The 13,779-nt window shown below is 54.3% G+C and carries 14 protein-coding genes and 1 pseudogene; 8 read left to right on the top strand and 7 right to left on the bottom strand.

Annotated elements, in window-relative coordinates:
* Positions 1 to 289 precede the first annotated feature (289 nt).
* The 6 genes and pseudogenes from ACWKWE_RS04120 to ACWKWE_RS04145 all read right to left on the bottom strand — a co-directional run bounded on the left by ACWKWE_RS04120 (position 290) and on the right by ACWKWE_RS04145 (position 5,654).
* The gene (locus ACWKWE_RS04120; protein WP_483849738.1) at positions 290 to 1,018 is read right to left on the bottom strand and encodes an SDR family oxidoreductase; all 729 of its coding nucleotides are present in this window, start codon (positions 1,016 to 1,018) and stop codon (positions 290 to 292) included.
* 292 nt (positions 1,019 to 1,310) lie between these two features.
* On the bottom strand, positions 1,311 to 1,805 hold the full coding sequence (locus tag ACWKWE_RS04125) for a nuclear transport factor 2 family protein (protein WP_483849739.1): 495 nt from the start codon (positions 1,803 to 1,805) through the stop codon (positions 1,311 to 1,313).
* A gap of 347 nt (positions 1,806 to 2,152) precedes the next feature.
* Entirely contained in the window at positions 2,153 to 3,028 is an 876-nt protein-coding gene (locus ACWKWE_RS04130; RefSeq protein ID WP_483849981.1) for a methyl-accepting chemotaxis protein, read from the bottom strand.
* Positions 3,014 to 3,787 (bottom strand): annotated as a pseudogene (locus ACWKWE_RS04135) (MCP four helix bundle domain-containing protein); the annotation flags it as partial. The pseudogene ACWKWE_RS04135 and the gene ACWKWE_RS04130, both read right to left, overlap by 15 nt.
* Before the next feature lie 231 nt (positions 3,788 to 4,018).
* Entirely contained in the window at positions 4,019 to 4,732 is a 714-nt protein-coding gene (locus tag ACWKWE_RS04140; RefSeq protein WP_483849740.1) for an SDR family NAD(P)-dependent oxidoreductase, read from the bottom strand.
* A gap of 334 nt (positions 4,733 to 5,066) precedes the next feature.
* Positions 5,067 to 5,654 carry a TetR/AcrR family transcriptional regulator gene (locus ACWKWE_RS04145; protein ID WP_483849741.1) on the bottom strand — a complete coding sequence of 196 codons (588 nt, stop codon included), beginning with the start codon at positions 5,652 to 5,654 and terminating at the stop codon, positions 5,067 to 5,069.
* Positions 5,655 to 5,800: 146 nt separating this feature from the next.
* Here ACWKWE_RS04145 and ACWKWE_RS04150 point away from each other — a divergent pair, with 146 nt between their 5' ends.
* The 4 genes from ACWKWE_RS04150 to ACWKWE_RS04165 all read left to right on the top strand — a co-directional run bounded on the left by ACWKWE_RS04150 (position 5,801) and on the right by ACWKWE_RS04165 (position 8,310).
* Positions 5,801 to 6,544, top strand: coding sequence for an SDR family NAD(P)-dependent oxidoreductase (locus ACWKWE_RS04150; RefSeq protein ID WP_483849742.1), 744 nt, complete (start codon positions 5,801 to 5,803; stop codon positions 6,542 to 6,544).
* Positions 6,545 to 6,857: 313 nt separating this feature from the next.
* Positions 6,858 to 7,229 carry a hypothetical protein gene (locus ACWKWE_RS04155; RefSeq protein WP_483849743.1) on the top strand — a complete coding sequence of 124 codons (372 nt, stop codon included), beginning with the start codon at positions 6,858 to 6,860 and terminating at the stop codon, positions 7,227 to 7,229.
* Between the two features lies 1 nt (position 7,230).
* Entirely contained in the window at positions 7,231 to 7,716 is a 486-nt protein-coding gene (locus ACWKWE_RS04160) for a hypothetical protein (protein ID WP_483849744.1), read from the top strand.
* A 198-nt stretch (positions 7,717 to 7,914) separates the two neighbouring features.
* Positions 7,915 to 8,310, top strand: coding sequence for a carboxymuconolactone decarboxylase family protein (locus ACWKWE_RS04165; RefSeq protein ID WP_483849745.1), 396 nt, complete (start codon positions 7,915 to 7,917; stop codon positions 8,308 to 8,310).
* A 515-nt stretch (positions 8,311 to 8,825) separates the two neighbouring features.
* Here the strand turns inward: ACWKWE_RS04165 and pdxR are convergent.
* Complete coding sequence (gene pdxR, locus ACWKWE_RS04170) at positions 8,826 to 10,310, bottom strand: MocR-like pyridoxine biosynthesis transcription factor PdxR (RefSeq protein WP_483849746.1); 1,485 nt, start codon at positions 10,308 to 10,310, stop codon at positions 8,826 to 8,828.
* Positions 10,311 to 10,513: 203 nt separating this feature from the next.
* Here pdxR and ACWKWE_RS04175 point away from each other — a divergent pair, with 203 nt between their 5' ends.
* From ACWKWE_RS04175 to ACWKWE_RS04190, 4 genes are all read left to right on the top strand, one after another.
* Positions 10,514 to 10,945 (top strand): VOC family protein, encoded by a 432-nt coding sequence (locus ACWKWE_RS04175; RefSeq protein ID WP_483849747.1) that lies wholly within the window; start codon positions 10,514 to 10,516, stop codon positions 10,943 to 10,945.
* 13 nt (positions 10,946 to 10,958) lie between these two features.
* The gene (locus tag ACWKWE_RS04180) at positions 10,959 to 12,002 is read left to right on the top strand and encodes a homoserine dehydrogenase (protein WP_483849748.1); all 1,044 of its coding nucleotides are present in this window, start codon (positions 10,959 to 10,961) and stop codon (positions 12,000 to 12,002) included.
* A gap of 80 nt (positions 12,003 to 12,082) precedes the next feature.
* Entirely contained in the window at positions 12,083 to 12,811 is a 729-nt protein-coding gene (locus ACWKWE_RS04185) for a type 1 glutamine amidotransferase (RefSeq protein ID WP_483849749.1), read from the top strand.
* A gap of 158 nt (positions 12,812 to 12,969) precedes the next feature.
* On the top strand, positions 12,970 to 13,752 hold the full coding sequence (locus tag ACWKWE_RS04190; RefSeq protein ID WP_483849750.1) for an aldolase: 783 nt from the start codon (positions 12,970 to 12,972) through the stop codon (positions 13,750 to 13,752).
* Positions 13,753 to 13,779 lie beyond the last annotated feature (27 nt).

Here is a 13,779-nt window from a genome sequence, read left to right on the forward strand (position 1 = left end):
TCTCGCGGCCCTGACCGGGATGCCGGAAGGCTGTAAGCAAGACAAAAAGAAGCATGGCCAGAAGGATTTGTTCCCCTGGCCATGCTTCCATCCATCAAACGTTTCAGCGGATGTGAGCACATCCGCTTTCGCTCAACATTTCGTTCTCGCTGACGCACAAAACCTAAAAGGTGAGCACCACCACTGCCATCCAAAAGAAAGGCCGAGTTTCTAAAGCAATGGTGCTAGGCAGAAAGATCTAAGCCCGAGGCTCTACGCGGCAAAACGCGTCCGCTCACCGAGACTCTCGTCACCAAGGCTGCCGGCCATGGCTACCAAAGAAACCTCCGGTAGGGCCATCAGCATCGAGCAGCGCTGCCTTGATAGCCGTCACAGCACCTTCATCGGGCGTGAGGAAACCGGAATTCCCATTGAGATCGGTGCGTACGTGTCCAGGCTCAACAACGTTGACTTTGATGCCCAAGGGTTCCAATTCTTTGGCGAACGAGACCGTCACAGCACTCAGCGCAACTTTTGAAGACGTGTAGTCCAGCAGATTGACTGTCGAATAAAGTGAGGTCGGATCGGTGATAAGCGTAAGCGAACCAACTCCACTACCCATCATTACGATCCGCGCCTGGCTGGCAGCCTTAAGCAGCGGCAGGAAAGCTTGAGTGACACGCACCGGGCCAAAAAGGTTGACCTCGAAAACAGCTTTCATGTCTTCCATCCGGATACGGCTCGGAGGAAGCGTCATGTCCACTGCAATTCCTGCGTTGTTGACCAATACATCAAGCGCGTCGATTTCGGAGCTCAACGTCTGCGCCGCTTTCAGTACGCTCTGCTCATCTGCAACGTCCAGCTCGAGAAAATAGGCGTCGTGCCCTTCCTCACGCAGCTTGGCCACTGCCAACTCGCCACGCGTCTGATCTCGAGCCCCGATCCATACAGACATACCTGCCTCAGCCAAACCGCGGGCAATTGCAAGGCCAATCCCCTTGTTAGCACCGGTTACCAGCGCTTGTCGTTTATTCGTCATGACGCATATTCCTCATGTTTAAGAATCTGCATGCCCCGCGAAGGACATCCAGCCTGATGAGTTGAGATGTTGTCGCCTGCGCCGCTCGCGCTCTTACAGGGAGGGCTGAATGGATATATGTGATGGGAACGGAGAGCAGCCTGTCGCGGTGCCCTCCCATATGCGAACAGGCACGAACGCCCTGTCGCATCACATAACCCATGTTCTCCTTGGCCTTAATTCGCCAAGGAGACAAATCGAACCGCTGCTTACCGCCTTGCCGGCGAGTGGGCGTACACAAGCCCTAAGGCAATCAGGCGTGTTGCGCTACAGCGTCGGTTTGCGCGCCTTGAACATGGTGCTGCAGATCCCCAGGCAGACGCAGCGTCACTTCACGGCGACTGAAGCGCCATTCACCATCATGACGCTCGAATTGGTCGAGGTATTTACCGGTGCAAATTGGCTGCAAAGGAAAACCATCGAGTTGCTGATGCACGGTGTAATAGCTTTCCGAACTCGCCTTTTCACCCGAAGCGTCGACATTAATCAGCACATTCGCAACCGTGTGCCAGGTACGAGGCGTACCGTCGGCATGAACCTGCAGGCCTGCATTGAAGAATGTCAGCAAACCGTCGATGGTCGAGGCCTCATTACCCATTACATGCAACACAGCGTGCTGGAGTACATCCGCCACACCCTCAAAATCACCGCTGTCCAACCGGTGGGTGTAGGTAGCATGAAGACGATGGATCGAGCTCTCCGCGTCCAGTCGTGCCAGAATATCCAAGCCGTTGTTGGTGCTAGTCATCACAATTACTCCAAGAGGGCTCGTAAAAATACGAGCTATATAGCGATCGATACATAGCTATCTTCACATAGCCACAAGCTCGGGAGCAAGCGCTTTGTAGCGATCGATATAATCGCCTTGCACGTTGAAAAATCGAGGCTGACTTGTGGGGCGATCCGCTTGCGCTAAGCGGCAGCCGGATGCAGGGTGGCAGAGGGTTTAAAATTTCCTTGCACAGATACGGCAAGATCGGCGAAGCCTAAAGCCGCAAGATCAAAACGTCAAGCGCGGCGCCTGCGCCATTTTCGCAGGCGAACGCCTCTCAGTAAGCGCCAGACAAACCACCGCGTCGTGCTTTCAGAGCTGAATTAGGCAAGGGTGAATTTCTTCACCATCGATGACATGTTGCTGGCAATTCTTGCCAGCTCATGACTTGCTGCAGCGGTCTGAGTGGCACCTGTAGCCGTCTGAATAGACACGTCACGAATAGAACTGAGACTCTCACTCACCCTCTGTGCGACCTGTGACTGCTCTTCAGTTGCGTTCGCGATCATCAGATTCTGCGTGTTGATCAGGGATACCGCCTGGGACACTTTTTCCAATGCACTGCCCGCGGCGAGCGCAACGTCCAACGTCTCGTTAGCCTGCTTTGCGCTGTGCTGCAGAGAGCTGACGGTGCTGCTGCTTCCGTCCTGAATCGACTGAATCATCGACTCAATATTGAATATTGAGGACTGAGTCGTGTGAGACAGAGCGCGAACCTCGTCTGCCACCACAGCAAAGCCTCTACCTGCATCCCCCGCTCTTGCTGCCTCGATGGCGGCATTGAGCGCGAGTAAGTTCGTCTGGTCTGCGATGCCACGAATGACATCCAGCACCTTACTGATCGCCTGTGTCTGATTGAGGAATTCCTGAGCCTCGGCAGAGCTGAGCCGCACCTGACGCTCTAGGTTCTCCAGCCGGCTCGCGGTTTCCTCGACCTGCCCCTTACCATCCCTAGAGCCAGACTCCGATGTCTGGGAAAGCTCGGAAGTGGAGACGGCATTTTTCGCGACCTCATCAACAGCCCTACTGAGCTTTTGCACCGAGGCAAACGCCAACTCAATATCCGCATTTTGCCTGGTCAATCCGCCACTCATGTCACTGATTACCGAACTCACTTCCTCCGCTGCTGCTGCCAACTGACTCGCCGTATTCCCTATCGAAGCAATGGTCGTCTTCAGATTGGCTTGCATGCCATCCATGGCCGCCAACAACAATGCCGGCTCGTCAGTGCCTGACTTATCGATCGGAAAAGTCAGATCCCCTGCCGCGATAGTGGTCGCAATCTCTACCGCTTGCCGGATAGGTGAAACGATACTGACAGTTAGATACCAAGCCAAAAGTATCGTGACCAGCACGGCTAAACACAGCGTGGATGCGACTACAAACTGCACTTCTTTGAATAGGCTCATCGAAGCAGCAGCAGCGTCATTCGCTCCCGCTTGTTGGTGACCAGTCAGATCTTTCAGATGAGTCGTAAGCTGGCGGCCTGCTTCGGCAAGATTGGCATTTATCTCTTGAACAGCAGCATCACCCTGATCACGGCTAGTGAGGTACACCAATTTACCCAGCTCTTGAATGTAACGCCCGTAAACTTCTTCAAACCCGGAGAGATCCCTTTTTTCATCTGGACGCGTCATTCCATGACGCAAATCCTCTAGAATTTTATCGATTTCTACCTGAGTGGTACGGATCAGTTCCGCGCTGTTTTTTTTGTAAACGGGATCTGTACTTGCACGATAGCGCTGCCCCTCTAGCCGCATACTTGCTACCTCCGCACCAAGCTGCTGGACTTTATTCAGAGTGGGCAGCCACAGCTGATTGATATCATCGGTTGCATGCTGCAAACGTCCCATCTGCAAAAGGCTAAAGCATCCAATACCTATCAGCATACAAGTTATAACCGAGAACCCCGCGGCTGACCGGGTACCTATTTTCATACGCCTCAACAGCTTGTTCATTTATGCGACTCACTATCCAGTGGCACACCCTCTCGGCATGCTTAAAATTGATTGTTAATTTCTATATCCAAGGCAAAAAACTCCTGAAAACGGGAGCTTCCAGTGAGTCGGAGTTATTGTTTTTATATGGTTTTATTGGATACTGCTGGCAGGCACTGCCGCAGGTGGGAGAGCCTCATAAAGCTGCTGATCGCTCTCGACCGACCAGTTACAAAAATCCCAAAAGGTGCGTCATCCCTTGTCCACAACGAGCTCCACACCGCTCAAATACCGGGAGGCGTCACTAGCTAGGAATGTCGCCACTTCGACGATCTCGCTGTGGGAATGTCTGAGTTCGAAAGACCACCGATTCCTCAGCGAGCAAAAAACATGCTCGCCGACTGGAGTAACACTTCTCGAACTTACCGGGGACACCGCTGAGTTTGCTGTGAGTAAATTGACCCTCACCCCGATATCCTTAAGCTCAGCTATCCATCCGTCTACCAATGCACGAAGCGCAGATTTCGTGACGCAACATAAACTCTTCCCTTCCTCAGGCTCAGTCAAAGGGTAGTCACCGATAACAACGATGGCACCTCCATCCCCCATCATTGGCCGGGCTGCCTGAATGGCGAATGTGACCATTTTCAAGTTCGTATCGAACGTCCGGTCGAACGCCTTTTCAGTGATTTTCCCTAGCGGCGGCAGATTGCTGTTTACGCCGGTGGTTACGACCAACACGTCCAAACGGCCATGGGTCACCCGAACTCTAGAAAACAACTGGTCAACATCCCCAACTCTCGAAAGGTCGACCACTATGCCAGTGGCGTAAAAGCCCAGCTTCGCGACAGCATTATCAATTTGCCCTTGGGTCACTCCCGTCACGATGAGCTCGGCACCGTGACTTGCCAACCCTTGAGCCACGACCAAACCGATACCAGAAGCGCCACCCGTAACTAAAATCACTCGATCTCGGAGCACGAGCTTCCCTCGTGGTGGCCATATGATTCCGTATGTATCGAACACTATATAGATTTTAAGCGCCAAGCAACGCTTTTCGGATGGGTGAGATAGTTAAACGATTAAGCGTCCCCCTCAAACGGGGGGAGGTGGCTTAAGAATGAGAAGCGAGGAGATGAAGGACATGCGCGATGAGCGAGGGACGTCGCCCACTAAGGGGTGTCTACAGGGAATCCAAAATCCCCATGTCTCGAACTAGAGAAAATGCGGGGTATGCTGATCCCGTGCCGGTGAAAAGATGAGCGGTATAGGAAGACTCCTATCAGGCAACGCCGCCCGCTCAATTCAGCGAGAATTCGGACTCAAAAACTCGGCCAGCGACTTTCGAACATTCCACGAGCTTTTCCTGGGCGTAACCCAAACACGCGTAGGACGACAAGCCACGCAACGTCATGACAACGTAGTCGGTAATCCCATCGACCTTGTCCGGCAGCGCGTGTTGGGCTACGTAGGAACGAATCTCCTCGATGGCTGGGCTCGCAATCCGTATAGCGATTGCTGCCGCCTCAGAGTCATCCGCCCGCATCGCCTCAGTAACCATGCAGCCGCGAAGAGTGGGGTGGTCGGTGTAATGCTTCGCTACGGTGACAAAAAGATTGGTTAGAACTTCGGAAGGCTTACCTTCCACGGCCAACAGAACATCTATGGGAAGGGCGCTGGTCGACACGTACCTGTTCATCGCTCGCTCAAACAGGTCCAGCTTGCTGCCGTATGCGGCATAGAGGCTGGGCGGAACAATACCCATGGCCTTGGTTAAATCCGCGATGCTTACCGCATCATACCCACGCGCATGGAAGAGTTCCTGCGCGATTCGAACACCTTCTTCGCGGTCAAACGCCGGCCGGCGGCGGCGTATCGTTGTATTCATTTCCGTAGATTCCCTAGTCATTCCCTATTGTAAACCCTGCTGCGGCTCAGCGCGACCCCAGCTATAGCGACCACTATATTCCTCTTGCAGACAGACACAACCACCAATATAGTGATCGCTACATAAAACGACAGCAGGGTTCAATCATGTCCTTTGATAACAAAATTGCGTTAATCACTGGCGGGTCCTCAGGCATAGGCTTGAGCATTGCCAAAGACCTGGCCAAACGCGGAGCGCGCGTGCTGATCACCGGCCGCAACCCCGAAAAACTCGAGAAAGCTGTGGCTGAAATCGGACAGCAGGCGTCGGGGATGGTCGTCGACATTAGCAAAGTCGCTGACATCAAGGCCTTGTATGAACGTGTTCAGGATCAATATGGGCGGGTCGATGTCCTCGTCGCAAACGCGGGCGGGGCGGAACCAGCACCGCTAAGGCTGATTACCGAGGCTCACGTAGACGAAACACTCAACACCAACCTCAAAGGAGTGCTCTTCACTGTTCAAGGCGCTCTCCCCCTTATGCTAGACGGCGGGTCGGTAATCCTCATTGGTTCAACCGCATCCATCAACCCTCCAGAAGGCATGAGCGTATACGGTGCAGCCAAAGCTGGTGTCAGGAATCTGGTACGCGCTTGGATTCAAGAGCTCCGAGGCTCAGGCATTCGCATCAATGTGGTCAGCCCCGGGCCAACCCGCACGCCTGGCTTTGATGCCTATTTCCCCAAAGAGCAAGCGGAAGGCGTTTTTGCATTCCTGGCCGAAAAAAGCACTGTGGGCCGTATCGGCGCTCCGGACGATATTGCACAAACTGTTTCGTTTCTCGCCAGCGACGCTGCGGGCTACATCAACGGGATTGAACTGTTCGTCGACGGCGGCGCCTCGCAGATCTGACTCTGAAGTAATCCCTCAGTCACCGGGATAACAAACCAACAAGCTGGGGCAGCTTCAGGCCCGGTACAAATGGATCAACAAATCGGGGGAGCGCTGGGCATCGCGGTTATTGCGGCAGTGTCTGCGTTCAGCGCAGAAATACCGATCCGATCACTAGCTAGGCGATTGCATTTGTCGCAGCAGCGGCGATCGCCGCGATCTCTGGTGCGATCGCATTGAGCGTCCAAGACGGTGAGCTCTCGCCAAGAGTCGGAGGGCCACAGATATGAATTCCACGTCTTCACGACATTACCGGCGCGCGGAGGAAATATTCGTGATCTATCCTTCTAATGGTGGTAGCCATGCAAAAGTAGCCGCCAGATGCCCAAAGCGGCATCCCCCTACCCGACTATGGTCACGTACCGTTAAAACAGCGATTGCCGTGATCCTGATGAGCGCATTGATATTCGGTATCAATGCGTTGCTGCCTTTTCTTTTTGATGACACCAACGCCCGCAATCAGCTCGCGTACGGGCTGACGTTTGTTAGTGGGATGCTGGTTGGCACATCAGTCACAACCTTCCTTGTTTGGCTGCTTTTCAAACCTGCATTGCCCCTCCCGCTTGGCTTGCGCCAAGCCCGAGCTCAGGGACGTTGCTGCGGCAGCTCTCAGTGGGGTCAATCATTCACCACGGAGAAACATTGAAATGTTTCGACTTGCAATCGGCCTCGCAACGATTTTTACCTCCATCAGCTGCCTTGCAGATCTCCAACCGCTATCGACGGCCCAAATCTGTACGGTGCTTAACGACACCCAACTTCGTGCCGGCGAATGGACGACTTATCAAGATGGGCATGAAGGCTGTACCAGCGGCACCCGGTTGATAAAAACGAACGCGAGCGACGGAAATAAAATCTCCTACTCTGCAGAAGGAGGAAGCGGGGTTGCTAGTCGAGTTAAGGTGATACTCAACGTGCTTTTGCCTTCGGACGAAGACGGAGCGAAGAGGGAGCTGATAAGGGCTACCAAACGCCTCTCTGTTCGAGCGTTGGGGCTGTCCATTCCGCATTCATTTGACGAGGCGATTATGAAAGGATCGCCTCTGACGTTAGAGGTAGGAAGTGGCAAAGCTGTGCTGACCCGCACTGCAGTCAGCAAACAGAGCTACGTGCTCTCCGTTGTCATGGAGTGAGCCCCCGACACTTGCTGTTGGAGACCGGCAACCGTAATACCGCAAACCCAGTTCTGCCTCGCCCAAGATCCGATGGAACATCGAATGAACAGGGCGAGCTATGACGGCTAGATCAAACGAATACCTCATCAGAGAATCCTGGCGCCTTCTGACGCCAGTTACAGGGCACACAGTCTGGTCAAGCAAGAGGTAAAACCAATGTCATCAAAGCATCTAATCGAATACGAACAGGGCAGTCAGCGTGTACGCGCGGTCTACGACGACATCATGCAGACTCGCAAGGTGGATCAGGTAAACAATTTCTGGAAATGCCTAGCGGCTCACCCTGAAACGCTAGAGCGCACCTGGCATAGCCTGAAGCAGATCATGGCGCCTGGTGCTCTGGATGCTCTGACGAAAGAACTGATCTACGTAGCAGTAAGCGTTACAAACAATTGCCCTTATTGCATTGCCTCTCACCTCGCGGCGGCGCGCAACGCAGGAATGACGGACGCAATGTTTGGTGAGCTGCAGGCTGTAGTGGGGATGGCGAATGAGACAAACCGCTTGGCAACGGGCTACCGCGTTCCGCTGGATCAAGCCTTCGCCGACTAGCAACCACTTGGTTTTCTTCGTGTGAGCCTGCGCAACCTAACTTTACCTGTACGCATAACGTAAGGAGTGATGCGATAGACTCTCAAATAGGGAGCTATCTTTAGTGTCGCGTCAGCTGCGCTGGCTACCATTCGCTCCTATGACTAGCACGTGAAAACTTAGTCTCCTGGTCCTGCTCCTAGAGTCTGGCACCAAGGGGCCCCTTGGATCGGTAACGCCGGACAAAGCGAACGTGGTAGTAATCTCAACGTACCGATTAGCCAAACCCAAATTGGCTCCGGTCAGACGCTGGTGCTCGTCAAGGCAAACAGAAGCAAGCGTGTGCTGCCTTTGGAATCACTGATCTTCTACCCCTATTAACGCAGCGCTCAGAGTCAGTTTTCGGCCAGAAGCGGTCGGTCAGCAGTGACAATCGAGACTGCTGACGCTATTAGCCAATCTTCTGAGCCAGGAGCACATGGTCGTGACCGTTGAAACCTGGAACAGCGGCTATCGCCATCTTTGAGTTGAACCTATCACTGACTGCTTCCCCTTAACGCATCGCGCAAACGCTCGATACCCTGCCGAAATTCACGCTCATTCAGACTGCCATAACCCAACCGCACCGCTTGAACGTTCGAGTGGTCATCGCAGAACATGCTGCCTGGCAGGATCCTGACGTTATTCTGCAAAGCCAGCTTCGCCAATAGTTGCATATTCTGCGGCTGAGAAAATTGAATCCATAACGCCAAGCCCCCACTGGGATGGGTGACGTGAACAGTATCCTTCAGGATTTCCTGAACCGCTTGCACCGCTGACTGACAACGTTGTTCGTAGACTTTCAGTGCCCGGCGGATATGCCGCTTCAGCTTACCGTTTTGCAATAGCTGTGCAGCCGCCCGCTCGGTAACCGTATTGCCCTGCCGGTCAATGAGCATGATCTGGTTTGCCAGCCGGTTGATGACCGACGCGGGAGCCACTACATAACCGACTCTCAAACCGGGTGCGAGAATCTTGCTCAAAGAACCGACGTAGATGACACGGCCACTTTGATCCATGCTGGCCATGGGTAGCATCGGGTTGTGCGAGAAGTGAAATTCGTGATCGTAGTCATCTTCTATCACCACGAAATCGAATTGCTCGGCCATGGCTAGCAGGCGCATCCGACGATCAATGGGCATCGTCACTGTGGTTGGGAACTGGTGATGGGGGGTAAGGTAAATAGCACGGATACGATGGCTGCGGCACACCCGCTCAAGGTCGTCCGGAATCATCCCGAACTCATCTTGCTTGACGCTGTGCACCAGGCCCCCACAGGCTCGAAAAGCCTCTCTGGCAGGAGGATAGCTCAGTCGCTCCATCGCCACGCAGTCGCCCGCACGTATCAGGATTTTCGCAATCAGATAGATACCCATCTGACTGCCCCGAACGACGCACAAGGTGTCCTCTTCGGCATTGATAGCCCGCTCGGCTCGGAGCATGGTCGCCAACTCAATTCGCAAGGTGCTTAGGCCACGTGGATCACCGTAGCCCATTCGATTACCCCGGGCAGACTCCATAAGCGCGATTCGAAACGCCTTGGACAGGTCTTCAAAGGGGATAAGGCGAGTATCGGGTGCCCCATCGCTAAAATCCGTTGAGTCCTCATCAAGTACGCTCACCGGCAGATGTTCATCACCGTAAGGTAGGTAGGCGGGCTCTGCCAGACGGCCCGACAGTCGTTGTGCTACTGCCGCCACTCGCTGCTCTTGCTTGAACACCGGAAGCTCCGGCGAAACGAACGTGCCGCGTTTTTCGTGGCTGACCAGCCAGCCTTGGGCTATCAATTCATCGTAAGCCAGGATCAGGGTCTTCCGATTCACACCGAGCCGGACCGACAGTTCGCGGGTGCTTGGCAAAGCATCTCCTGCCCGTAATAGCCCCGACCTGATACGGTCCGTCAATGCAGCCACGATCTGCATATTGAGCGACGTGCTCGCAGCGCGGTCGATGTCGATACCGATGTCCCAACTGTTAGTCATGAGCGAATCTCTCCAACTTCTGGACCATCCATGTTTTTGAATCTGGATGATTGAAAGGGTCCAGGCAGAAGGTAGCATTTTAGTCATCCCTAGCGCACGGACCGCATCAAGCTGATGCTTTACGTGAACGCTTGGTAGATAAGCAGACTGCGCAAACGGCGCGGATCTCCGTTGACTAAGTGACCTAGAGGCGAGAAACCAGTATGCAGACGACCCCACAGCTTCTCCCGTTCCACATTGCGTTTCCTGTGCACGACATTGCCGTTGCCCGCCAATTTTATGGTGAATTGCTCGGTTGCTCCGAGGGCCGTAGCTCTGCTCAGTGGGTTGATTTCGACTTCTATGGTCATCAGGTTGTCGCTCATCTTGCTCCCGAAGAAACGGGGGTCAGCCCGACCAACAGCGTTGATGGCCATGGTGTGCCTGTCCGCCACTTCGGTGCGTTGCTGACGATGGAGCAATGGACGGCACTGGCCGACAGGCTCAAGACGGCGCGCACGCAATTCATTATTGAACCGTACATTCGCTTCAAGGGTGAGCCTGGCGAACAGGCCACCATGTTCGTCCTGGACCCAAGCGGCAATGCGCTTGAGTTCAAAGCATTCGCGGATATAAATAGTTTGTTCGCCAAATAACCCGAACGCCTGAATGGCTTATCCGCACCCGCCTACTTCTGAAAACGAGACGCCCACCATGCGAAGATGGAACATTGCCATAACCGGCTTCGGTGCTATCGGCAAAACCGTGGCCCAGATGATCCACCAGCGTAATCAGCGCTATAAGACCCTCTACGATGCCGACGTTCGTATCGCGGCGGTGTGCGGCTCCCGTGCAGGCTTGATCAATCACGAGGGGCTGCCTCTGGATGACTTGGCAGCGCTGGCGTTGCAGCCAGGCCTGACCGGTGACGGCTTCTTGCAGCGCGCCGGGGCTGACGTCGTGATTGAGGCGGGTCCAACGGATTATCAGACGGGTGGCTCGGGATATCTTTATCTGCGAGAAGCATTGACCGCCGGCTCGCATGCCATTTCGATTTCCAAAGGTGCGCTGGTCTTTGACTTTCCAGGCCTCGCAGAGCTGGCTCGGGCCAATGGCGCACAGCTCAAGATCAGCGGCGCGACTTCCGCAGCGTTGCCGACCATTGACCTGCTGCAATACAACCTTGTCGGTTGCCGGATTCTCGAGATCGAAGGAATCGTCACCGCGACCAGCAATTTCGTCCTCAGCAAGTTGATGCACGGGGTTCGCTACGCCGATGCAGTCGTTCAGGCGCAACAACTCGGCATGGCGGAGCCGGACCCACGCTTCGATCTGGAAGGCTGGGACACAGCCTGCAAGATCAATATCTTGGCCAATGCAGGCTTCGGCGCCAACTTGAAACTCCATGACATCCCTCGCGAAGGCATCGATCAGATCACACCTTCAGATATACAGCGTTGGAAGCTTGCCGGTGTCGTCCCCAAACTTGTCGGTCGCATTGACAACACCGGGCCGAGCGTTACGGCATCGGTAGAGCTGAGAACCTATCCGCTGGACCATCCATTTGCCCAGGTGAGCGCTCGGATGAAGGCAATTCGAGTCAGTACCGACGTCATGGGAGAAATCTCTGCCATCGGTCTGACGAGCCCATCGGCCACTGCGGCTGCGGCATTGAAAGACTTCGAGCATTTGCTGATGGCCGCACAGTATTGAATTGAGTTGTGGTCTTCAGAGTTTTTATCAAATCTTCATCACCACTCCCGCACCGTCGATTGTGTGCAAGAGGAATTCACATGCGCGTCCATGTCTTGCAACACGCCTTCTTTGAAGGCTTGGGAAACATTGAAAACTGGCTCAGACAACAAGGGGCCACCATCAGTTATACCCGCCTCTATGAAGCGGCCAAGTTCCCGGCGGTGGAACAGCTCGATTTAATCATTGCCTTGGGCGGACCCATGAGTGTCAACGACGAGGCGGAGTTGCCATGGCTTATTCAGGAAAAACAGTTCATTGCTCAGGCGATCAGAGAAGGTGTTGCAGTCCTCGGAATTTGTCTGGGTGCCCAACTCATTGCTTCCGCGATGGGGAAGCGCGTGTATCCCGGCCCTGAAAAGGAAATTGGCTGGCACCCTATCCATGCCACGGATAATTCTTCAAGCACCTTCAACTTTCCGAACACGGTCAGCGTTTTACATTGGCATGGCGAAACATTCGACCTGCCTGACGAAGCGGTCAACCTCGCCGAGAGCGTCGTCTGCAAACACCAGGCTTTCCAGTTGGGGCGTCGAGTCATTGGCCTGCAGTTCCATATGGAAATGACCCGTGAAAGCATCGAGAAAATGCTTGTTCATGGCGCTGGCGACCTGACGGAAGGCAACTTCGTGCAATCGGAACAGGTCATTCGCGCCGCGTCCAACGAGCGCTTAAGCGCCTTGGAACATCTGATGGCAGAGCTGCTCTCCTATATCACCCAAGGTATCGATAAGCGGTCTGGACACCACCTGCTATCAATGACCCGCTGAGTCTAACTTCACGATTCCAACGCGCTTCAAGCAATGCATCTCTATGGCGCCAGAAGCGTTATTGAGCTAACGCCTGCGCGCGTGTAAAGCCACTCGCACGTCGTTAGAACTCCCCGAACGCACACTTAGTCAAGTTCCCATGATTCAGAGGATACGGTATGGCAACGACACTCGAATTATCCAAGGACCAACTGGTCAGCCAAGCGTTGAGCCAGATGCAAAACAACCTCGCAGACACGACCTGGACCGCCCGCCAAAAACTGGCGCTGACGTGCCGCATCCTGTTCGAGAACGGACACGATTCGGGGCTGGCAGGTCAGATCACTGCTCGAGGTCCTACACCAGGCACGTACTACACACAGCAATTAAGCCTCGGATTCGACGAAATCACTGTCGGCAATCTGCTGTTGGTAGACGAAGATCTCACCGTGCTCGAAGGCAATGGCATGGCTAACCCGGCCAACCGCTTCCACAGCTGGGTGTATCGTGCTCGACCGGATGTGAACTGCATCATTCACACCCACCCCACTCATGTCGCAGCCTTGTCGATGCTTGAAGTGCCGCTGCAAGTTTCACATATGGATCTTTGTCCTCTGTACGAAGATTGTGCGTTTCTTGAAGGATGGCCGGGTATTCCAGTAGGCAATGAAGAAGGCGAACTGATCGCTGGTGCACTGGGCGACAAGCGCGCAGTCCTGCTCTCGCATCATGGTCAGCTGTCAACAGGGACGAGCATCGAAGAAGCCTGCGTCATTGCGCAACTGATAGAGCGCGCCGCCAGGCTTCAACTCATGGCGATGGCCGCAGGCGACATCAAGCCTATCCAACCCGAGCTAGGCCGCGAAGCGCACGACTGGATCGCAAGACCCAAACGGTACGCTGCGACTTTCAACTATTACGTCCGGCAAACCCTGCGTCAGCACGCTGACTGCCTGAGCTGAATTCACCTCTTTTTAATAAGGAGAGAC

The organism is Pseudomonas salicis, assembly GCF_057128705.1.

What these genes read in the sequence shown, in the direction of transcription:
- ACWKWE_RS04160 (WP_483849744.1), top strand. Translation starts at nt 7,231, where the DNA reads ATGTTTCGACTTGCAATCGGCCTCGCAACGATTTTTACCTCCATCAGC.
- ACWKWE_RS04180 (WP_483849748.1), top strand. Translation starts at nt 10,959, where the DNA reads ATGGCTTATCCGCACCCGCCTACTTCTGAAAACGAGACGCCCACCATG.
- ACWKWE_RS04185 (WP_483849749.1), top strand. Translation starts at nt 12,083, where the DNA reads ATGCGCGTCCATGTCTTGCAACACGCCTTCTTTGAAGGCTTGGGAAAC.
- ACWKWE_RS04145 (WP_483849741.1), bottom strand. Translation starts at nt 5,654, where the DNA reads ATGAATACAACGATACGCCGCCGCCGGCCGGCGTTTGACCGCGAAGAA.
- ACWKWE_RS04190 (WP_483849750.1), top strand. Translation starts at nt 12,970, where the DNA reads ATGGCAACGACACTCGAATTATCCAAGGACCAACTGGTCAGCCAAGCG.
- ACWKWE_RS04150 (WP_483849742.1), top strand. Translation starts at nt 5,801, where the DNA reads ATGTCCTTTGATAACAAAATTGCGTTAATCACTGGCGGGTCCTCAGGC.
- ACWKWE_RS04175 (WP_483849747.1), top strand. Translation starts at nt 10,514, where the DNA reads ATGCAGACGACCCCACAGCTTCTCCCGTTCCACATTGCGTTTCCTGTG.
- pdxR (WP_483849746.1), bottom strand. Translation starts at nt 10,310, where the DNA reads ATGACTAACAGTTGGGACATCGGTATCGACATCGACCGCGCTGCGAGC.
- ACWKWE_RS04165 (WP_483849745.1), top strand. Translation starts at nt 7,915, where the DNA reads ATGTCATCAAAGCATCTAATCGAATACGAACAGGGCAGTCAGCGTGTA.
- ACWKWE_RS04120 (WP_483849738.1), bottom strand. Translation starts at nt 1,018, where the DNA reads ATGACGAATAAACGACAAGCGCTGGTAACCGGTGCTAACAAGGGGATT.
- ACWKWE_RS04130 (WP_483849981.1), bottom strand. Translation starts at nt 3,028, where the DNA reads ATGGATGGCATGCAAGCCAATCTGAAGACGACCATTGCTTCGATAGGG.
- ACWKWE_RS04125 (WP_483849739.1), bottom strand. Translation starts at nt 1,805, where the DNA reads ATGACTAGCACCAACAACGGCTTGGATATTCTGGCACGACTGGACGCG.